This is a genomic window from Vibrio sonorensis (genome assembly GCF_001854765.1).
Taxonomy (GTDB): Bacteria; Pseudomonadota; Gammaproteobacteria; order Enterobacterales; family Vibrionaceae; genus Vibrio; species Vibrio sonorensis.
The window spans coordinates 140,032-159,901 of record NZ_LJJE01000070.1 but is presented as its reverse complement, the minus strand read 5'-3'; the positions used below and the strand labels follow the sequence as shown (position 1 = coordinate 159,901).

15 protein-coding genes and 4 pseudogenes are annotated in these 19,870 nt (G+C 45.3%); 6 read left to right on the top strand and 13 right to left on the bottom strand.

Features of this window, described 5'->3' with window-relative positions:
- Window positions 1-7 precede the first annotated feature (7 nt).
- The 8 genes and pseudogenes from rnd to BLO31_RS13510 form a co-directional block, all read right to left on the bottom strand.
- Window positions 8-1,126: a ribonuclease D gene (rnd, locus tag BLO31_RS13545; RefSeq protein WP_070967508.1), complete on the bottom strand. Its 1,119-nt coding sequence runs from the start codon at window positions 1,124-1,126 to the stop codon at window positions 8-10.
- Between the two features lie 67 nt (window positions 1,127-1,193).
- Window positions 1,194-2,878: pseudogene (gene fadD / locus BLO31_RS13540) on the bottom strand (long-chain-fatty-acid--CoA ligase FadD).
- Window positions 2,879-2,987: 109 nt separating this feature from the next.
- The gene (locus BLO31_RS13535) at window positions 2,988-3,842 is read right to left on the bottom strand and encodes an alpha/beta fold hydrolase (RefSeq protein WP_070967504.1); all 855 of its coding nucleotides are present in this window, start codon (window positions 3,840-3,842) and stop codon (window positions 2,988-2,990) included.
- A 2-nt stretch (window positions 3,843-3,844) separates the two neighbouring features.
- Window positions 3,845-4,399, bottom strand: coding sequence for a Slp family lipoprotein (locus BLO31_RS13530; protein WP_070967501.1), 555 nt, complete (start codon window positions 4,397-4,399; stop codon window positions 3,845-3,847).
- 18 nt (window positions 4,400-4,417) lie between these two features.
- Window positions 4,418-4,723, bottom strand: coding sequence for a chromosome partitioning protein ParA (locus BLO31_RS13525; protein ID WP_070967497.1), 306 nt, complete (start codon window positions 4,721-4,723; stop codon window positions 4,418-4,420).
- A 26-nt stretch (window positions 4,724-4,749) separates the two neighbouring features.
- Entirely contained in the window at window positions 4,750-5,451 is a 702-nt protein-coding gene (tsaB, locus tag BLO31_RS13520; protein WP_070967493.1) for a tRNA (adenosine(37)-N6)-threonylcarbamoyltransferase complex dimerization subunit type 1 TsaB, read from the bottom strand.
- Window positions 5,452-5,459: 8 nt separating this feature from the next.
- Window positions 5,460-7,406: a DNA repair helicase YoaA gene (yoaA, locus tag BLO31_RS13515; RefSeq protein ID WP_070967490.1), complete on the bottom strand. Its 1,947-nt coding sequence runs from the start codon at window positions 7,404-7,406 to the stop codon at window positions 5,460-5,462.
- A 97-nt stretch (window positions 7,407-7,503) separates the two neighbouring features.
- The gene (locus BLO31_RS13510; protein ID WP_070967487.1) at window positions 7,504-7,704 is read right to left on the bottom strand and encodes a hypothetical protein; all 201 of its coding nucleotides are present in this window, start codon (window positions 7,702-7,704) and stop codon (window positions 7,504-7,506) included.
- Window positions 7,705-7,947: 243 nt separating this feature from the next.
- On the opposite strand from BLO31_RS13510, the pseudogene purU reads away from it, so the two are divergent.
- Window positions 7,948-8,780 (top strand): annotated as a pseudogene (gene purU, locus BLO31_RS13505) (formyltetrahydrofolate deformylase).
- Window positions 8,781-8,887: 107 nt separating this feature from the next.
- On the opposite strand, the pseudogene BLO31_RS13500 reads toward purU, so the two are convergent.
- Window positions 8,888-10,888 (bottom strand): annotated as a pseudogene (locus BLO31_RS13500) (2,4-dienoyl-CoA reductase FMN-binding domain-containing protein).
- 192 nt (window positions 10,889-11,080) lie between these two features.
- Here BLO31_RS13500 and sppA point away from each other — a divergent pair.
- Window positions 11,081-12,930 (top strand): annotated as a pseudogene (gene sppA, locus BLO31_RS13495) (signal peptide peptidase SppA).
- Between the two features lie 138 nt (window positions 12,931-13,068).
- Window positions 13,069-14,082: an asparaginase gene (gene ansA, locus BLO31_RS13490; protein ID WP_070967483.1), complete on the top strand. Its 1,014-nt coding sequence runs from the start codon at window positions 13,069-13,071 to the stop codon at window positions 14,080-14,082.
- Between the two features lie 34 nt (window positions 14,083-14,116).
- Here ansA and BLO31_RS13485 read toward each other — a convergent pair whose 3' ends face one another.
- Window positions 14,117-14,401, bottom strand: a complete 285-nt coding sequence (locus tag BLO31_RS13485) for a YeaC family protein (RefSeq protein WP_070967480.1) — start codon at window positions 14,399-14,401, stop codon at window positions 14,117-14,119.
- 106 nt (window positions 14,402-14,507) lie between these two features.
- On the opposite strand from BLO31_RS13485, the gene BLO31_RS13480 reads away from it, so the two are divergent.
- Window positions 14,508-15,332: a DUF2989 domain-containing protein gene (locus BLO31_RS13480; RefSeq protein WP_070967477.1), complete on the top strand. Its 825-nt coding sequence runs from the start codon at window positions 14,508-14,510 to the stop codon at window positions 15,330-15,332.
- A 40-nt stretch (window positions 15,333-15,372) separates the two neighbouring features.
- Here the strand turns inward: BLO31_RS13480 and msrB are convergent, their stop codons facing one another.
- Complete coding sequence (gene msrB, locus BLO31_RS13475; RefSeq protein WP_139159009.1) at window positions 15,373-15,804, bottom strand: peptide-methionine (R)-S-oxide reductase MsrB; 432 nt, start codon at window positions 15,802-15,804, stop codon at window positions 15,373-15,375.
- 313 nt (window positions 15,805-16,117) lie between these two features.
- On the opposite strand from msrB, the gene gap reads away from it, so the two are divergent.
- On the top strand, window positions 16,118-17,113 hold the full coding sequence (gene gap / locus BLO31_RS13470; protein WP_070967471.1) for a type I glyceraldehyde-3-phosphate dehydrogenase: 996 nt from the start codon (window positions 16,118-16,120) through the stop codon (window positions 17,111-17,113).
- A gap of 78 nt (window positions 17,114-17,191) precedes the next feature.
- Window positions 17,192-18,073: a D-hexose-6-phosphate mutarotase gene (locus tag BLO31_RS13465; RefSeq protein WP_070967469.1), complete on the top strand. Its 882-nt coding sequence runs from the start codon at window positions 17,192-17,194 to the stop codon at window positions 18,071-18,073.
- Between the two features lie 29 nt (window positions 18,074-18,102).
- On the opposite strand, the gene BLO31_RS13460 is transcribed toward BLO31_RS13465, so the two are convergent.
- Window positions 18,103-18,897 (bottom strand): ABC transporter ATP-binding protein, encoded by a 795-nt coding sequence (locus BLO31_RS13460; protein WP_070967466.1) that lies wholly within the window; start codon window positions 18,895-18,897, stop codon window positions 18,103-18,105.
- Complete coding sequence (locus BLO31_RS13455; protein ID WP_070967463.1) at window positions 18,894-19,838, bottom strand: ABC transporter permease; 945 nt, start codon at window positions 19,836-19,838, stop codon at window positions 18,894-18,896. The genes BLO31_RS13460 and BLO31_RS13455 overlap by 4 nt, the downstream gene beginning before the upstream one ends.
- Window positions 19,839-19,870 lie beyond the last annotated feature (32 nt).

Here is a 19,870-nt window from a genome sequence, read left to right as displayed (position 1 = left end):
TTTGATATTACTTAACCAATTTATCAAGCTTTTCGCCGAGCAAAGGCAAACGCCAGCCCTGCATCAAGTCCGGTAGATTTGCCGGATCCCTATCCTTTTTCCAAACCCAACTAATCAGTTGATTCAATTGTTTTTTTGACGCTAAAAACTCAGTGGCGAGACCACTCTTTTGGGAAACTTTTTTCACTTCATCTTTTAACGTTTTAAATTGCTGTTTATAGCTAGGCTTATCCATAAGACGCTCTATAGGAGCTGGATACTCGTCTTGATGTATTGTCATCGCCGTCTTCACCATTGTGATGATCCGGCTTCCGTGGCGTTGGATCGCTCGTGGGTCAAAGCCCTCTTTTTCCATCACCGATTTGCTCTGAATTTTGTACTTTGCCACCGCCAACAAGTCGTGTTCTTTAAAAACAAAGTTTAGCGCTAAATCTCGTTTAATGGCTTCTTTGTAACGCCACATGGCAAGAGCTTTAAGGATGACAAGTTGGTTCGGCTTAAGCTGCCATGCCCCTTTAATATCCAAGTAAGCTTTGGTTGGTTCAACTTGACGAACTCGTTTATTAGCAATCAAATCGCTTTCTTGCTGCACAGCTTCCCACCAGCCTGCTTGGGTCACTTGCTCTAGTAGCTTTTGATACAAAGGCAACAAGTAGTAAACATCAGCCGCGGCATAATCAAGCTGCTTATCGCTTAGCGGGCGCTTAAGCCAGTCAGTACGAGACTCACTTTTGTCCAATGCTACCCCTAAGTTTTCTTCCACTAACTTAGCAAAGCCCGTTGAAAGGCCATTGCCCAAAAAAGCGGCCATGATCTGAGTGTCAACCATAGGGTGTGGAAGACAACCAAAACTATTTTGAAAGACTTCTAAATCTTCACCGCAAGCGTGAAGAACCTTTAGTATTGAGGTATCCCTAAGCAGGTCCTCAAAAGCAGTCATATCTTCGATAGCAATGGGATCAATCAGTGCTAAGTTTTCTCCATCATAGAGCTGAATCAAACCAAGCTGTGGATAGTAAGTACGGGTGCGGACAAACTCAGTATCCAGCATAAGCACATCTTGCTGCTTTGCCTGCTCGCAGACGATTTCTAGTTGGGGTGTGGTCGTTATTATTTGGTAGTTCACTTAGGTCTCACTGTTTGCCTAAAAAAATGCCAGCATTTCGCTGGCATCTTATCATATTCAAGACTTCTTATTCTGCCTTTAGTTTGGCATCGTTTTCTTCGCGGAGCACACGCCTTAAAATCTTGCCGACATTAGTCTTTGGTAAGTCTTCGCGAAACTCAACCAATTTAGGGACTTTGTAGCCTGTTAGATGTTCTCGGCAATGCTCGATGATATCTTCTTTAGTCAAGCTTGGGTCGCGTTTTACCACGTATATTTTTACCACTTCCCCTGATGCTTCATTTGGCTGACCAATGGCTGCGACTTCTAGTACCTTACCGTGGAGCGCAATCACATCTTCTATCTCATTTGGATAGACGTTAAAGCCGGACACTAAAATCATGTCTTTCTTGCGATCCACTATGTGAATAAGGCCTTCGTCATCAAATTTAACGATATCACCAGTCGACAACCAACCTTCTTGGTCAATCACTTCTTTGGTCGCTTCTGGCGCTGCCAATAGCCTTGCATCACCTGAGGGCCTCGCACTTGAAGTTCACCTATTTCGGTATTGGCAATGGGCTGACCTTCATCATTGACAATACGCACATCTGTCGATGGTACAGGAACCCCGATCGCGCCTGTATAATGATGTAAATCATATGGGTTAACCGTTACCAGCGGCGAACACTCCGTTAGGCCGTATCCTTCTAAAAGATGTATACCAGTGGTCTTTTTCCACTGCTCTGCGACCGCTCTTTGCACCGCCATACCACCACCAACAGAAAGTTTCAGTTGGCTGAAATCGAGTTCGTGAAAATCTTCGTTATTTACCAGAGCATTAAACAAGGTGTTGACGCCAGTGATTGCGGTAAAACGGAACTTCTGCAACTCTTTAACGAAACCAGGTATATCACGAGGATTGGTGATCAGTAAGTTTTGTCCACCGATCTCCAAGAAGAGCATACAGTTCACTGTCAAGGCAAAAACGTGATACAAGGGCAGCGCCGTCACTACTAGCTCCCGACCATCTGACAATACAGGCCCATACGCTCCTTTTGCCTGCATCACGTTGGCTATCATATTTCGGTGCGTCAGTATCGCGCCTTTTGCAACGCCGGTTGTGCCACCTGTGTATTGCAAGAACGCGATATCATCACCCGACATAAATGGTTTTACATACTGTAGCCTGCGGCCCTTTCTCAGCGCTTGTCTCATCGAAATCGCACCGGGAAGATCGTATTTAGGTACCATGCCTTTAACGTACTTAACCACAAAGTCGACCAGCGTTCCCTTTGCTCTTGGCAACATCTGTCCAAGACTGGTTAGAACAACGTGTTTAACTGGAGTATTGTCGACCACCTGTTCAAGGGTATTGGCAAAATTTGAAACGATGACAATCGCTTTAGCGCCAGAATCGTTTAACTGATGCTCCAGCTCACGTGGGGTATATAGTGGGTTTACATTGACCGCAATCAGACCCGCACGCAGAACACCAAACAGAGCAACAGGGTATTGCAGTAAGTTTGGCATCATTAGCGCCACTCTATCGCCTTTCTGCAATTTGAGATCATTTTGTAGATAAGCGGCAAATGCACGGCTGCGTTCCTCTAACTTTCGGAACGTCATGACGGCACCCATGTTTACAAATGCTGGTTGGTCAGCGTATTTTTGGACCGATTGCTCAAACATTTCTACTAAAGATGGGTAATGTTCCGCATCGATCTCTGCCGGTACGTCACTTGGATAACGAGACAACCAAGGTTTATCCACAATAATACTCCTCGAATTTAGGCGGCTTTTCGTTTGCAGCACGCTTTGCTATGACGGTGATATTACAGCACAGCCCTGTGATTTGAGCACGAAAGACTCAAACACTTGTTTAAATTTTGTTAACTAAGCCTAAGATTAGATCATTGACTCTAATTTGCTCTTCTAAATGGCAATGATGAGCGCCTTCCACCTCAACGAACTGTAACGATTTATTACTTTTTTTGGGGGTGCCTTTTAGTGCTTCATAGCCCGTCTTGCCTAGGATCACTAGCTGAGGGCATGTAACCCTTTCGACAAGAGCTTCTGCATGGGCAAACGACATTCGATACAAAGAATCTGCGAGCAGTTTTCTATCATGTCGCCAACACCACTGGCCATTGTCAATTTGCTTAGTTCCACGTTGAACTATCGGTCTTATTGCATCGCACGACACGAGATTCGTTCTCGCGCGCTTTTGAATTGCACCTTCAATTGACGAAAAGTATCGACTGGGCTTCTTGCGAATACGCTGTCGGCTTTTGATACCGTTTAGTAATCGTTCAACCGTTTTATCTTCGCTTTCAGCTAAAGGGCCGAACCCTTCAATTTGAATCAGTGCAGCGACCTGTTCAGGAAAGGCGGCACTATAACAACTTGAGATTAATGCGCCTAGTGAATGACCAACGAACACCAGTCTGTTTGGTGATAAAATCGTCAAAAACTGGTAAATATCGTCGATATAGTCGTGAAATGGATAAAAGTTGTCCGCACTTTTGTGGTCAGAATGACCGTGTCCAGGTAAATCGATTGCGCAAAGGTGGAGGTGTGGTGCTTTGTCGGCCATCTGGCTCATCAGAGCGCTAAAGCTCGCCGCGTTGTCCAACCATCCATGTATAAAAACGACCGAAATATCGGCCGTATTTTTATTGTTGGTTTCTATTGTCGCTAGCTCACCAAAGCTAAGGACATAACGCTTCTCTATCATTGTTAGCGTACTTCTTTTATCACCTTACCATGTCGAGTACCAAAGCTACCTCGGCAATAAAAACCACGACACGGATAATAATAACTGTCCAACTCGTTAACCAGTACCCTCTCTTCCACTCGCCACATGTGGTAGTCATTGGACGTCATAGTAGGAAATGTATATTCAAACTCACCTACCATCCCTTTTTCAACGCCTTTGGCTTTTCCTAATACGGTAATTAAGCGGCCCTTATCAAGCGTTACCGGATCGGCAAAACCCTGGTAATACACGACATATCGACCATTGGGCTCTTGGTTTATGTCTGGTTTTCCGGATGAATTGATAGGCAGGTTAACAATTTCAATACGTGTGCTATCTGCTAGATTATCGACTTGGGCAATGACCCCACCTAAACGCAGCTCGGATTCCGCTTCTTGCGAAGTTTCCAACCAGCTTTGATAGTTGGTAATGATCTCTTTATTGGACGAGGTTAGATTTTCTGGGAGTGAGCTGCACGCAGACATGGCAGCAGTGATAAATAAAATAAAAACAAAACGCGGGAAAATCTGTTTCATATTGAATCTCTTTTGCGATCAGATATAGATATCGACGCCAAGAAGTTGATTTAGTTCCTCTCTCTTGGCTTGATTCATTACGTTTAAGTATTCCTGCATGGCTTGCCGACTTTTTCCTTCTGGCAGATCATACTGAACTTTAGCACGGTCAATATCGGCTTCATCGACATAGCGAATAGAATGAGCAACAGCATCGGCAACTTTGGTTGTTTTGCTTACTGAGGTACCTTTTCCGGAATTATCAGCCTTCTTACTCTTATTGGTCTTCTGGCTGCGATTACTGCCAGGCACCTGAGAAGGAGGTAATCCGTTAATTGAAACCATTCTGTTGCTCCATTATTTCAAGCTTTTTACTCGCGGCCGGGAAGTTTTTTCCATGCAACCGTATCGCGAAGATACACTGGGCTTGCCTCTTCAGCGTCGACAGTTTTACCAACCAAAAAGTCTTGCTGGGCGAGCACAACCATATCTTCCGCTGTTGGGTAAAGTACTTCCCCTTTCTCAACGTCAAATGGCAAGGCTTGGAGCTCTTGATCATAGGTTTGCCAACCCGTTCCAGCGCTTACCCAAGGGTGTTGATCGCTATCGCTTTGCTCAACGAGCACTTGTGGTGGAATCACACACTCCGCGTGTATTTCTTGCCAAGTGCCGTCATTTTGACGTTGGAAACGGCCCCAATACACTTCACTCATGCGAGCATCTATAGCAACGGCCACCTTTTCTGCACCATTGATACGGTAGCTACCTTGCGCCATCGCCTTCAGGGTTGATATACCTATCATGGGTAAATCCGCCCCAAATGCTAAACCTTGTGCAATTCCAATGCCAATGCGTACGCCAGTAAAGCTGCCTGGTCCTCTACCAAATGCTAGGGCATCCAGTTCGTTGAGTTTAAGACCGGCTTCTTTGAGTACTTCGTCGACCATAGGCAAAATCAATTTGGTATGGTCTCTCGGCGCCACTTGGCTACGTGTGTATAACTGACCGTTCGCCATTAATGCGACAGAGCAATTTTCTGTTGCTGTATCTAGAGCAAGTATTTTCGCGCTCATTACACTCTCTAATTATTCGATTTAAGGACCTGCGTTTCTGCGTCCTTTATATGTTCAAGAAAATCTTCTACCGCTCCAAGATCTCTAGTGCGAGGTATGGATGGTAAGCTTGCAAGGAAAACCCCTCCATAATCGCGAGTCACCAAGCGATTGTCACATATGATCAATGCACCCTTGTCTTGCTGATCTCGTATTAATCTACCTACCCCTTGCTTTAAGGTAATCACTGCATCAGGCAGTTGCACTAAAGCAAACGGGTCTCCGCCTTTTAGCCTGCAATCTTCAATTCGGGCTTTCAACAAAGGATCATCCGGAGCGGTAAATGGAAGCTTATCAATAATAACACAACTCAGTGTATCGCCTCTAACATCGATCCCTTCCCAAAATGCACCTGTTGCAACAAGTAGTGCATTTCCAAGTTCGAGAAACTCCGCCAAGGTCTTTTGCTTGCTTGTTTCTCCCTGCATCAAAACCGGAATAGACAGCGTTTCTCTAAACTGCTCGACCAAGCGTTTCATCATTGAGTGAGACGTGCACAAAAAGAAACACCTACCTTGGTTTTTCTCTATCACTGGACCTAACATTTTGACCAATCGGTCCGCCATTAAGGGGTGATTGGGCTCTGGCAAATATCTGGGCACACACAAGCGCGCTTGAGTTTGATAGTCAAAAGGGCTGGGTAGCGACATTTGCTGTGACGGGGTAAGACCCAAACGCGAAGTAAAATGATCGAAGTCTTCTCCCACCGCTAACGTCGCCGAAGTAAATATCCACGCACCACTTTTAAGAGAGATCTGCTCTTGGAACTTATCCGCGACGGATAATGGTGTGATATGCAGGCTAAAGTGCCTAGGGCTGGTATCATACCAATATGAGTACCCCGTGATAGAAACGTCACAAACCCTATCCAATCTCGCCTTGATAGTGTTGGCACGTTCAAACGCTGTATCGAGTAATTGGCTTCGCCCCAGCGCCAAGGTCAAAACATCTAGTGCAAAATCCAATGATTCTTGCAGTCGTCCCACCTCTCTTACTATGGTCAAAGAGCCTAATGCTTCCCGCCAGTTACCGCGAAAGCCCGGTTCACCCAACACTAGCCTTAAATCCATCACACATTGCGTTAACTTCTCACTCACCTTTTGCAACTGCTTCATATCTTTTGCTTCAGTGCGATATGCAATTTCAATGTCTTTGGCTAACTCTTGAACCTGACGACTGGAAAGCGATTGCCCAAAATACTGACTAGCAATGTCCGGCAGTTGATGGGCTTCGTCAAAAATAAACACTTCTGCTTCTGGAATAAGCTCGCCAAACCCTGTTTCTTTGATCGATAAGTCGGCGAGAAATAGGTGGTGGTTAACAACCACTACATCAGCATCCATCGCTTTTTTGCGCGCTTTAAGCACAAAGCAGTCTTGGTAGCTAGGGCACTCTTTGCCCAAACAGTTATCGTTGGTTGAAGTAATAGTAGGAATGATCGGGCTATCTTCCGCAATGGCATCGCATTCCCCCAGATCTCCAGACTTGGTTTCTGAAACCCAACTGCGTACCTTTACCAACTGAGAGAGCAATGTAGGATCAGAGACGTTAGTATGGCTTTCCACCATTTGGCGACTTAAGCGATCTAAACACAGATAGTTTGAGCGTCCCTTAAGTAAGGCCACTGCGCCGTAAAACCCCAGGGCCTCTACCATCAAGGGTAGATCTCGGTGATAAAGCTGTTCTTGAAGATTTTTAGACCCAGTACTGATTATGGTTTTCTTACCACTGAGCAAAGCTGGGACTAAATAAGCAAACGTTTTTCCGGTTCCCGTACCAGCTTCTACCACAAGTTGCCCTTCACCTTTAATGGCGCTGCGCACTGCTTCAGCCATATCTAGCTGTGCTTGGCGTGGCTGAAAGCCAGGGATAACCTTCCCTAAAGCCCCTTGCGATGAAAAAGTGGTAGAAATCATATGCCTGAAATCAATTGAAATAAGTAGGCTGGATTATGGCAGTTTTTGAGAGTTGGTGCGAACCCAAAACATTGGATTCGCACATAGTGATATGGATTTAACGACGGTTTAAATAACGGGATAACCACGCCGGCCCGGCAAACTCATTCTGGTTATCCATGATGTACTTCGCTGCTTCACTGGGAGAGGCTTTATTTTCCCACAACTCAGAAATTAAGGCTTCGTCAACGTCTCGGTCACCAACCAAGCTGTTAACCCGTTCGGAATAGAGTTTTCTAGCAAGTAGATCTTTATCCATATGCACCACCTTAAAGCTATTTAAATAGCTAAAACTTAAACGACAATCTCCACGGTTTCACCCAGATATCAACAAGCTATTGGAGTAAGTGTTCGCTTGCTTTACTTAAAATATCTGATTTTTTATTGAAACCATCTTGATATTAGTTTAATTGTAGCTTCCATACTGCGGCATAGTTCACCGTTCGCTATCCCGCAAAAATTTCGCATTTAAAAAAAAATAAATCACGGAAGTAGTACCTAAATGGAAAAGAAAACACTATTAACCCACTGCACTGACGCACCGGGGCTTATCTCCAAGATCACAAACATATGTTACAAGCATCAGTTAAACATCATTCACAACAACGAGTACGTCGATAACACTAGCGGTCATTTCTTTATGAGAACCGAGCTAGAGGGCTATTTCAACGATCAGACCTTTTTGGCAGATCTAGATCAGGCTTTGCCAGAGAATGCCAAGCGAAAACTGATGAGTTCTGAGCGCAAACGCATTGTGGTACTCGTAACCAAAGAAGCGCACTGTCTAGGTGATATCTTAATGAAAAACTACGATGCAGCTTGGACGTTGAAATCGCCGCCGTAGTGGGTAATTACGATACGTTAAAGAGCTTAACTGAGAAGTTTGATATTCCTTACCACTGCGTTTCCCACGAAGGACTAAATCGCGAAGAACACGAGCAGAAAGTACTAGAAGTGGTCGATAGCTACAAAGCTGACTACTTAGTTCTAGCTAAGTATATGCGCGTTCTTACGCCGGGGTTTGTAGAAAAGTACCACCATAAGATTATTAATATTCACCACAGCTTCTTGCCTGCTTTTATTGGTGCTAAGCCTTACCAACAAGCTTACGAGCGCGGTGTTAAGATCATCGGTGCCACCGCGCACTTCGTTACCAACGACCTCGATGAAGGTCCAATTATCAAGCAAGACGTCATCCCTGTAGACCATAACTTTAGTGCAAAAGATATGGCGCAAGCAGGCCGAGACGTTGAAAAGAACGTACTGAGCAAAGCGCTGGGTAAGGTACTGAACGACCATGTATTTGTTTATGGAAACAAGACGGTCATTCTTTAAATTACCTATCGACAAAGAAAAAGGCGCATTCATCTTGATGCGCCTTTTTACTGGTCTTTATCTCGTCGTTAACTATGCTGCCATATTGAGAACAAACCTTCACAACATCAAAGTCTGAGTGCCAGCTCAACACCTTGCCTAATCGCCCTAACGGCATCGAGCTCACCAGCGTAGTCGGCACCTCCAATCACGTGCAATCGTTCTGCCAGTAGATCCCAATCTTGTTCAAAAGGTCGAACCGATTCCTGTCCAGCACAAATCACGACTTTATCTACATCAAGAACCTGAGCCTTGTCATCAACGCACAGGTGTAGCCCTTGTTCGTCTACTTTTTGGTATGTCACACCGCCGACTAAGTGCACGCCTCGCTTTTCAAGCGTCCGTTTATGGATCCAGCCAGTCGTTTTCCCCGGCCCTTTTCCAACTCGGCCTTTTCGTCGCTGTAATACCCAAACTGATTTATCACTCTGTTCTGTTGGATAGGGAAAAAGGCCGCCGGGGTGTTCTATCTCTCTGTCTATACCCCAATCGTGCAGCCAATCGTCCAAACTGTGGCAAAGAGGTTCGGTAAGCATAGAAGCCACATCCACACCAATACCACCAGCACCAACGATTGCTACTTTATTGCCAACGTACGTTTTTTCTCTAATAAGCGTTTGGTAATCAACGACTTTATCAGAGCTTTCCATACCTTCGATAGTGATTTTCCGCGGTTCAACGCCCGACGCCATTACCACTTCGTCATACTCTTTGAGTAAATCTAGGTTTGCTTCTGTTTGCAAGTGCAACTTGACCCCTGTTTGCTCTATTCGGTTGGCAAAATAGCGAATTGTCTCTCTAAACTCTTCTTTGCCCGGGATCTGCATTGCCAACCTAAACTGCCCGCCTATGCGATCACTGCGTTCGTACAAATCAACATGATGACCTCGCTCTGACAGCGTTGTCGCACACGAAAGACCAGCGGGCCCAGCACCGACAACCGCAATACTTTTTGCTTGCTGAGTTGGTGTAACCTTCAGTTCATGCTCTCTGCACGCAATTGGATTGACCAAGCAACTAGCGTGCTTACCTTTGAATACATTGTCCAAACAGGCCTGATTACATCCTATGCAAGTATTGATCAACTGAGACTCTTGCCGTTCAGCTTTCATTACAAAATAAGGGTCAGCGAGAAATGGTCTCGCCATGGACACCATGTCCGCTTGCCCCGATGCAAGGATCTCTTCAGCTTGCTCAGGAGTATTGATTCTGTTGCAAGTCACGATAGGAACACTCACATGAGGTTTCACCTTTTCCGTAACCCAAGTAAATGCACCTCGCGGTACCTGTGTTGCTATCGTTGGTATTCTCGCTTCATGCCAACCAATGCCAGTATTGATAATAGTGACTCCTGCCTTTTCAAGCGCTTTGGCCAGATGAATCACTTCTTCAAACGTGCTTCCTTCCTCAACAAGGTCAAGCATTGAAAGTCGAAAGATGATAACGAACTCTTCTCCGACCGCTTCTCTAATCGATTTGACGACCTCTAATGGAAAACGGATGCGATTTTCATAACACCCGCCCACTCGTCATAACGCATATTGGTACGTTTACAGATAAACTGATTTAGCAAATACCCTTCGGAACCCATCACTTCCACACCATCGTAGCCGGCCAACTTAGCTAAGGAAGCACTATTTGCAAAGGCATCAATGGTTTTTGTTATCTGCTTTGTAGACATTTCACTGGGAGCAAAGCGGGCAATGGGAGCCTTAATGCCTGAAGCACTTTGCGCAAAGGGTGCATCGCATAACGACCAGCATGCAACAGTTGCAATGCAATTTTACTTCCGTGTCGGTGTACCGCTTCTGTGACTACTTTGTGAGCATGAGCGTGTTTTGGTTTACTGAACTCAGCACTAAAAGGGTGAAGACGCCTCTTAAGTTGGGTGAAAAGCCCCCAGTAACAATCAGACCAACGCCTCCTTTGGCACGCTCTTCATAAAAAGCAGCGAGCTTGTTGAGACCCTGCTTGTCCTCTTCTAGGCCAGTGTGCATCGAGCCCATTAGAACTCGGTTCTTCAATTGGGTGTAACCCAAATCCAGCGGTTGCAATAAATGTGAGTACATGGCTGACATCGCTTTTCTTATTCTGGTCTGACCAGAATAACTCCCGCATTAACAAAAATCAAACACTTGTTTACATAAAAGCAACATCATTCAATCTTGCAGTTGTTCACCTAGACTAAGTTAAGTAGGATGTAAGTTTCCCTGCATACTTGGGTGCATATAGACCAATCGAAATGCCCCAATGGAGATAGAATGAAAAAAATAGCAAAATACGTTGGACTGTTTTTCAAAGGCATTTGGAAACTGCTCAACTTTGTAAGATTAGCTGTCATAAACCTACTTTTTCTTGGGGTCGTCGTTGTTATTTACTTCGCCTACAAAAACGCTGAGGCTCCACAAGTTACCAATACGGTAAAATCAGCAATGGTGTTAAATTTGGCTGGCCCAATTGTTGAGCAATCCACTTACGTCTCACCGATGGATTCTATATCCGGTTCTCTCTTCGGGCAGGGGGTACCGAGCGAGAATGTACTGTTCGATATCGTAGAAGTTATTCGAACCGCTAAGGACGATGATCAGATCACCGGTCTTGTACTCGCGTTGCGCGATATGCCAGAAACGAATCTCACTAAACTGAGATACATTGCCAAAGCCATCAATGAGTTTAAATCGTCCGGCAAACCCGTATACGCCGTAGGCGACTTTTACAACCAGAGCCAGTACTACCTTGCCAGTTACGCAGACAAAATCTACCTTGCTCCCGACGGCATCGTTATGGTTAAGGGCTACAGCGCATACTCTATGTATTACAAAACCTTGTTAGAAAAGCTGGATGTCAATACACACGTATTCAGAGTTGGTACTTACAAATCAGCCATCGAACCATTTATTCGCGATGATATGTCTAAAGAAGCAAAAGAGTCAGCGTCGAGATGGTTGAGTCAGCTTTGGGGTGCCTATGTTGACGATGTAGCAAACAATCGCCAAATTGAAGCCGAGACACTTAACCCATCGATGGATGTTTTCTTAGCCAAGCTTGAAAAAGTGAACGGTGACTTAGCCGCTCTAGCTATGGAGTTGGGCTTAGTCGATCAACTCGCCAATCGCCAACAGATGAGAAGCGAGCTGGCAGAAGTGTTTGGCAGCGATGGTGACGACAGTTACAACGCCATCGGCTATTACGAATACATGGCGACGATGCCACCTAGCTCAACTTCGCCGACGACGAGATTGCCGTTGTCGTAGCAAGTGGCACCATTATGGATGGCAGCCAACCTAGAGGCACAATCGGCGGAGATACAACCGCTTCGCTTCTTAGACAAGCTCGCAACGACGATAAAGTAAAAGGTGTCGTGCTTAGAGTGGATAGCCCTGGGGGCAGTGCTTTTGCGTCAGAAGTGATTCGCAATGAAATAGAAGCCTTAAAAGCAGCGGGAAAACCAGTTGTTGTCTCTATGTCTAGCCTCGCCGCATCTGGTGGCTATTGGATCTCAATGAGCGCAGATCGAATCGTTGCACAGCCAACAACCCTAACTGGCTCGATTGGTATTTTTAGCGTCATTACAACCTTTGAAAAAGGCTTGAATAAGTTGGGTGTCTACACGGATGGTGTAGGGACTTCTCCGTTTTCAGATGTCGGCCTAACGACGGGACTAAGCCAAGGCGCGAAAGACGCATTTCAGTTAGGTATTGAGCACGGATATCAGCGTTTTATCGGTTTAGTCAGTGACAATCGTCAAATCCCTTTAGAGCAAATAGATAAAATTGCTCAAGGCAGAGTTTGGACCGGCCAAGACGCGATGCAATTTGGGCTCGTGGATCGCATGGGAGATTTTGACGATGCGGTTGCGTTAGCCGCAGAGCTCGCAGGACTAGAGCAGTACTCTATATACTGGGTAGAAGAGCCGTTAACGCCATTTGAGCAGTTGATTCAAGAAGTCGCTAACCAAGTTCAAGTTAAGTTTGGTTTTGATATAACCACTTATCTACCAGATTCCATCGCACCAATTGCTAAGCAAGTTGTACAAGATGCCAATCTATTAGGCTCTTTGAACGACCCTAAAGGCCAATACGCCTTTTGTTTAAACTGCCAAGTGCAATGACTCTAGAAAAAAGCCCACCACCCAGTGGGCTTTTTCTTTATTCAACGGCGCGCAGAGCCCATAACGTAAGGTGGCGTTCAAGTTACCTATGGGTATATAATTGCCTTCCTGTTCCCGATATTTTTTAACTACCCTACCATGGCAAAGAAACACATTTATATCGCCTATACCGGTGGCACTATTGGTATGCAAAAATCCGATCACGGATATGTACCCGTCGCTGGATTTATGGAGAAGCAACTGGCCAACATGCCAGAATTTCACCGCCCAGAAATGCCAGACTACACCATCCACGAATACGAGCCACTTATTGACTCTTCGGATATGACACCGGCAGATTGGCAACAGATCGCCGATGATATTCGCGATAACTACGAAAAATACGATGGATTTGTCATCCTACACGGGACCGATACCATGGCATATACGGCTTCAGCGCTCTCTTTTATGTTAGAGAACCTAGCAAAGCCTGTCATAGTTACTGGTTCCCAAATTCCGTTGGCTGAACTGCGCTCAGATGGGCAAGCTAACCTTCTCAATGCCCTTCACATCGCAGCTAACTACCCGATTAACGAAGTCACTCTGTTTTTTAACAATCAACTGATGCGTGGCAATCGCAGTACAAAATCTCACGCTGACGGTTTTAACGCCTTTACCTCTCCAAACCTCCCTCCACTTTTAGAGGCGGGGATCAATATTCAAGTGAATAGCAATATCACGGTGGATAACAAGCCGGAGGGTGAGTTCACTGTACACAATATTACTCCACAACCCATTGGGGTCATCACCATGTATCCGGGCATTTCCCATGAAGTGATTCGAAATACGTTGAGACAACCCGTTAACGCAATGATCCTATTAACGTTTGGCGTTGGAAATGCACCACAAAACCCCGAGCTTTTAGCCCACTTAAAAGAAGCATCCGAACGCGGTGTTATTGTGGTCAACCTCACTCAATGTTTAGCTGGCAAAGTAAACATGGGAGGCTACGCGACAGGATGTGCGCTGGCTGACTCTGGCGTAATTAGTGGCTTTGATATGACACCTGAAGCCGCATTGGCTAAGTTGCATTATTTACTGAGTAAAGGTTTAAACTACGAAGAAATAAAACAACAGATGCAACTCATTTTACGCGGTGAAATGACTCTATAAGTAAAAACCCCAGCGATATTCGCTGGGGTTCATTTTATTTTTGATTGACGTTAACTCTAACGATATCACTTTGTTCTTGTTGAAATTGTTTTTTCAACTCCGCCTTAGATTTGAAGCTGATCTCACCACCTTGTGCAACAGTCATATGCTGCGCATCAGAATTGTGCTTACTTTGATAGAGCATCACAGCTTGCATACAAGAGTCTCGCTGCTCCTGCGAAAGTGGTGTACCCTCAGGCCACTTACCCGTTTCGACAGCATAGAGCAAACGTTCATAAACTTCTGGTGTTATAGCGTTAATTAATTGCTCTGCGTCCATGGTGTATCCTTATAATTAATATCTTTGTGCAAAACATAACGGCATATGGCGTGTAGTCAAGTCATCGCCAAAGAATAAGTGCAACCGATCACAAGCAGTATTAACTATGAACTCAATTAAAATCATCTTAGTTTCGGCCTCCGTTTTAGCCCTAAGCGGCTGCTTTGAAAACACCCGAAACACTGAACAACTCTGTAATAAAAATCCGGGGCTGCGTTGCGAGCTTCTCAACATCAACGACGGTCAGTGTCGCATTCCTAGAACTGACCTAATTTGGCACCGCCACGAAGTACAGAAACAACCAACAGATAAAAACATTATCAAAGAGTTTGGCTTAGTCAGTGAGTACCGAAAATGTCTTGAGCTTGCTGCTCAAATTCAACCGATAGATCAAACTGACCTTAAGCAGCGTCGTTTTTCAGCCTTGATGCATACCGGTGAAGAACTCGACCGAATTACGGGACAACTGCGCCAATCGACATCTCCTGAAGCGCTTTACTTTTTGTGGAGTCAAATTGGCGACGAGAGAGCGAGACAAGCATTTTTGCGAATGGAAGGTAAGCCGCAGCTTGACACCGCAGAAATGCAATACGCTTTAGCAACCTTCTACACGAGCAGAGATGAGGGCAAAACCATTAAGCTTCTCAACCGTTCTCTTGAACTCTCTAATGGCAAGAACCTAAATACCGAAGTGTTTAAGTCTCTTGCCAGTACTTACTACCAAATCAATATGAAAGAGAAAGCTTATATTTGGGCTAAAGTGGCTTTCGAATTTGATGTACCTATCGCCTCAGAAGCAGAGCTCCACCTTCTGTACGGGTTCTCTAAAGAAACCTATTCTGAACTCGATGATGTTGCGGACGATGTGGTTTCTGCGCTGAAATCAGGTGAGTTCAATAGAAACTCGTTGAAAGCTTACGGTTCAATCTAATTGAAAGGATAAAACATTAGAGCGGTGATTTTTCACCGCTTTAGCTTTCTTTGTTGAAAATTAACGACACTGAGTTAACACAAAAGCGTTCACCCGTTGTTTTTGGTCCATCGGGAAAAACGTGACCTAAATGGCTATCGCACACCGCACATCTTATCTCCGTTCTGACCATTCCGTGACTCAGATCCTCAATATAACGTATCGCTTCGGCGTTGATTGGTGCGTCAAAACTTGGCCAACCGCACCCCGAGTCATATTTGTTATCAGAGAGAAAAAGTGGGGTATTGCAACACGTGCACCGGTACTCCCCTGTTCCTTTGTTGTGTAGCAATTTCCCGCTAAATGGAGCTTCGGTACCCTGCTGCCTACAAACCCTATACTCTTCTTCTGACAACTGTTCACGCCATTGCTGGTCTGACTTCATCACTTTCTGAAGTTTATCCTGCACTGAACTTTTTCCTTCTATTCTCATTATTAGTTTAGACTTTTTTCTCGAAAAACTTGCTATCACTACGGGTTGTAGCACATACTTTCAAACCATGACAAGGATGACTAAAAATTACGCAGTTCTTTAGCTCTTCTTAACTATTTTACGTCAACTGGTAACAAAAATACTTATCGGCTAGGTTGTTTTTCAACCAATTGCGACTAATTGTGAAAAAAAGCGACGCTTTTTTTTGACTTTAAACAAGTTAAGACCGATTATCTGTTGCACATTTTTGCTGGATTTTGTAATTTTACTACCAGTTATCTTTAATCAGAAATTAAGTTGTGGAGCAACTATAATGACTATCAAAGTAGGTATTAACGGTTTTGGCCGTATCGGTCGTTTCGTATTCCGCGCAGCTCAAGAGCGCGCTGACATCGAAGTAGTAGGTATTAACGATCTTATCGATGTTGAATACATGGCATACATGCTGAAGTACGATTCAACTCACGGCCGTTTCAACGGTACTGTAGAAGTTGAAGGCGGTAACCTAATCGTTAACGGCAAAACTGTACGTGTAACTGCTGAGCGTAACCCAACTGACCTTAAATGGGACGAAATCGGTGTTGACGTTGTAGCTGAAGCTACTGGTATCTTCCTAACTGACGAAACTGCTCGTCAGCACATCACAGCTGGTGCAAAGAAGGTTGTTCTAACTGGTCCTTCTAAAGACGCTACTCCAATGATCGTAATGGGCGTTAACCAAGACACTTACGCTGGTCAAGACATCGTTTCTAACGCTTCTTGTACTACTAACTGTCTAGCTCCTATCGCTAAAGTACTTAACGACAAGTTCGGTATCGAGTCTGGTCTTATGACTACAGTTCACGCTACTACAGCTACACAGAAGACTGTTGACGGTCCTTCTGCTAAAGACTGGCGCGGTGGTCGTGGTGCTTCTCAGAACATCATCCCATCTTCAACTGGTGCAGCTAAAGCAGTAGGCGTTGTTCTTCCAGAACTAAACGGCAAACTAACTGGTATGGCTTTCCGCGTACCAACTGCTAACGTTTCTGTAGTTGACCTAACTGTAAACCTTAAAGAAGGTGCATCTTACGAAGCTATCTGTGCAGCAATGAAAGAAGCTTCTGAAGGCCCTCTAAAAGGTGTTCTAGGTTACACTGAAGACCAAGTTGTTTCTCAAGACTTCATCGGTGAAGTACAAACTTCAGTATTCGATGCTAAAGCTGGTATCGCTCTAACTGATAACTTCGTTAAAGTTGTATCTTGGTACGACAACGAAATCGGTTACTCAAACAAAGTTCTTGACCTAATTGCTCACATCTCTAAGTAAGCATTAGAACTTGTTAGTAAAAGGCGGCTCTCGAGTCGCCTTTTTAGTATCTGAAAATCATTAAATGGAGTTTATCTAATGGATCTGACTTCTCTTCCTGCGTTAACCGTTCTGTCTGACAACGTCACCATTGTTGAAAAAGACAAGGTAAAAATTGTACGCGTCATTCACGACAAAGCGACAGCCGGTATCGCCCTTCACGGCGGCCATGTCGTTTCATTTAAGCCTACGGGTAAAGAAGACTTAATTTGGATGAGTAACAGTGCCATCTTTGACGGTGAAGCCGCTCTTCGCGGTGGTATCCCCGTCTGCTGGCCTTGGTTTGGTCGAATTGCCTCGCCTTCACATGGCTTCGCACGTAACAGCGAATGGACACTGATTCAGCATCGCGAAAACGAACACGGCGTCATCATCGAGCTTGGTTTGCAAAGCAATGAAGAAACTTTGGCGATCTGGCCCAACCAATTTGAAGTTCGCTTGATTGTTGAAGTTACTGAGCAACTGAAAGTAACACTTCAAACCACCAACACAGATGCTAAGCCTTGGACCTTCTCTGGCGCACTTCACTCTTACCTAAACGTTGGCGATATTGCCAAGGCTAACGTAATTGGTATGGGGCCAAGTTATATCGACAGCTTGCTTGAAGACAAGGAGTGTCAAGGCGGAGAAAGCCTTGCCATAGACCAATCAGTTGACCGTATCTACACGCAGCCTGAAGCGGTAATTACTCTACAAGACAAAGCGCTAGATCGCAGTGTTAACGTAGAAAACCACGGCCACAACTGTGCAGTGATTTGGAACCCTTGGAAAGAGAATGCTCAATCAATGAGCGACATGGACAACGATGGCTACAAGACCATGTTGTGTATTGAATCGACGGTATTAGCAGACAGCATTGAAGAGGGTATTACTCTTCAACCAAGCGAATCTCATCAGCTAGTCACGGTGATTTCAGCATAAAAGAAGGAGGCCTCGGCCTCCTTTTTACATTAGTTGAGCAAGAGACTATCGTCTGCGAGCTCTTCTCCCCTAACCTTGGAGAACATCTCCAATAAGTCTGGAACTTTCATATTCGCCCGCTGCTCTCCTGCAACATCGAGAACAATTTCACCTTGGTGAAGCATCACCGTTCGGTCTCCACAGGCCAATGCATCTTTCATCGAGTGTGTAACCATCATAACGGTTAAATCGAACTCTTTTACTATCTTCTTCGTAAGATCGATAATGAACGCCGCCATGCGAGGGTCAAGTGCTGCTGTGTGCTCATCGAGAAGTAGTAACTTACTGTCTGACAAGGTTGCCATTACCAAGCTCACCGCTTGGCGTTGACCACCTGAAAGCAAGCCAATATTGTCCCCCAACCTATCTTCCAAACCTAAGCCCAGAATACTGATTCGCTCTTGAAATAGCTTGCGTCGTTTCGAGGAGAGAGACAAGCTCCAACCTCTTCGCTTACCTCTCATGTAAGCTAAGGCCATATTTTCTTCTATGGTCAAATCCCCACATGTGCCTGCCAAGGGATCTTGGAACACCCGCGCACACTGTTTCGCACGCTGGTCGACCGTTTGCTTGGTCACATCGATATCGTCGATGATCACTTGTCCGCCAACCATAGGGGTTTCACCAGTCACCGCACCAAGCAAAGTAGACTTACCGGCACCGTTGGAACCTATCACGGTAAGAAACTCGTGTTCAGGGACTTCCAAGCTGACCCCTTTTAGCGCCTTATTCTCAAGAATGGTGCCCGGATTAAACGTCACCTGAATGTTTTCTAATTGAATCATGCTACGTCTCCCGATTCTTTGTCTTTTTTGCATGGTGCAGAGCTCCCGTTAGGAGCACTAGACTTTTTTGCCTTCAGGTTTCCTTTAATTTTGGGTGCGATCAATGCGATTGCCACTAGAACTGCGGTCACCAAGTTAAGATCTGATGCCTGTAAACCAAACATACCAGTACTCAAAGCAAAGGCTACTGCTAATCGATAGAGGACAGAACCGACAATAACCGCAACCACGGCTACCCAGATCTTTCGACCGGGGATCAGTGTTTGACCTAAAATCACCGCCGCCAAACCGACCACTATGGTTCCCACTCCCGATGTAACATCAGCAAAACTGTTGGTTTGGGCAAACAAAGCACCTGAAAAACCGACAAAGCCGTTCGACAACGCGAGGCCAAAATAGGTGTAGAAAGAGGTACTTGCACCTTGGGCTGACACCATTCTGGCATTGACCCCTGTAGCTCGTAGTCCCAACCCAAAATCGCTGTTTAACAGCCGGACCACAAACCACGCAGAGATCAAAACGAGAATACCAACCACTAGGGGACGGACCAGTACCGGATCGCCAATCGCTTCAAATGGGGTAAGAATGGTTTCTTCACCCAAAAGCGCCATATTAGGGCGTCCCATAATTCGAATATTGATAGAGAATGCCGCTATCATAGTGAGGATCGACGCCAGGAGGTGCAATATGCCGCAACGCACAGCTAGAAAAGCGGTAACCCAACCTGTCGCGGCTCCAGCCAGTATCGCCATGCCAGTGGCTATCCAAGGGTTAATACCGGCAACAATTGCTGTCGCAGCAACTGCGGCCCCCATTGGAAAGCTACCATCAACACTTAAGTCGGGAAAATCCAGAACGCGGAATGTGAGGTAAACGCCAAGCGCGACCAAGCCATACAGCAGGCCTATCTCCAAGGCGCCAAAAAACGCAAAAGCAGACATACAAACTCCCTTTACTGCTTAAACAACAGGTA

Bases quoted from the DNA above. Each gene is read 5' to 3' on its own strand.
- BLO31_RS13535 (WP_070967504.1), bottom strand. From the start codon at position 3,842: ATGATAGAGAAGCGTTATGTCCTTAGCTTTGGTGAGCTAGCGACAATA.
- BLO31_RS13530 (WP_070967501.1), bottom strand. From the start codon at position 4,399: ATGAAACAGATTTTCCCGCGTTTTGTTTTTATTTTATTTATCACTGCT.
- BLO31_RS13525 (WP_070967497.1), bottom strand. From the start codon at position 4,723: ATGGTTTCAATTAACGGATTACCTCCTTCTCAGGTGCCTGGCAGTAAT.
- tsaB (WP_070967493.1), bottom strand. From the start codon at position 5,451: ATGAGCGCGAAAATACTTGCTCTAGATACAGCAACAGAAAATTGCTCT.
- yoaA (WP_070967490.1), bottom strand. From the start codon at position 7,406: ATGATTTCTACCACTTTTTCATCGCAAGGGGCTTTAGGGAAGGTTATC.
- BLO31_RS13510 (WP_070967487.1), bottom strand. From the start codon at position 7,704: ATGGATAAAGATCTACTTGCTAGAAAACTCTATTCCGAACGGGTTAAC.
- ansA (WP_070967483.1), top strand. From the start codon at position 13,069: ATGGCAAAGAAACACATTTATATCGCCTATACCGGTGGCACTATTGGT.
- BLO31_RS13485 (WP_070967480.1), bottom strand. From the start codon at position 14,401: ATGGACGCAGAGCAATTAATTAACGCTATAACACCAGAAGTTTATGAA.
- BLO31_RS13480 (WP_070967477.1), top strand. From the start codon at position 14,508: ATGAACTCAATTAAAATCATCTTAGTTTCGGCCTCCGTTTTAGCCCTA.
- msrB (WP_139159009.1), bottom strand. From the start codon at position 15,804: ATGAGAATAGAAGGAAAAAGTTCAGTGCAGGATAAACTTCAGAAAGTG.
- gap (WP_070967471.1), top strand. From the start codon at position 16,118: ATGACTATCAAAGTAGGTATTAACGGTTTTGGCCGTATCGGTCGTTTC.
- BLO31_RS13465 (WP_070967469.1), top strand. From the start codon at position 17,192: ATGGATCTGACTTCTCTTCCTGCGTTAACCGTTCTGTCTGACAACGTC.
- BLO31_RS13460 (WP_070967466.1), bottom strand. From the start codon at position 18,897: ATGATTCAATTAGAAAACATTCAGGTGACGTTTAATCCGGGCACCATT.
- BLO31_RS13455 (WP_070967463.1), bottom strand. From the start codon at position 19,838: ATGTCTGCTTTTGCGTTTTTTGGCGCCTTGGAGATAGGCCTGCTGTAT.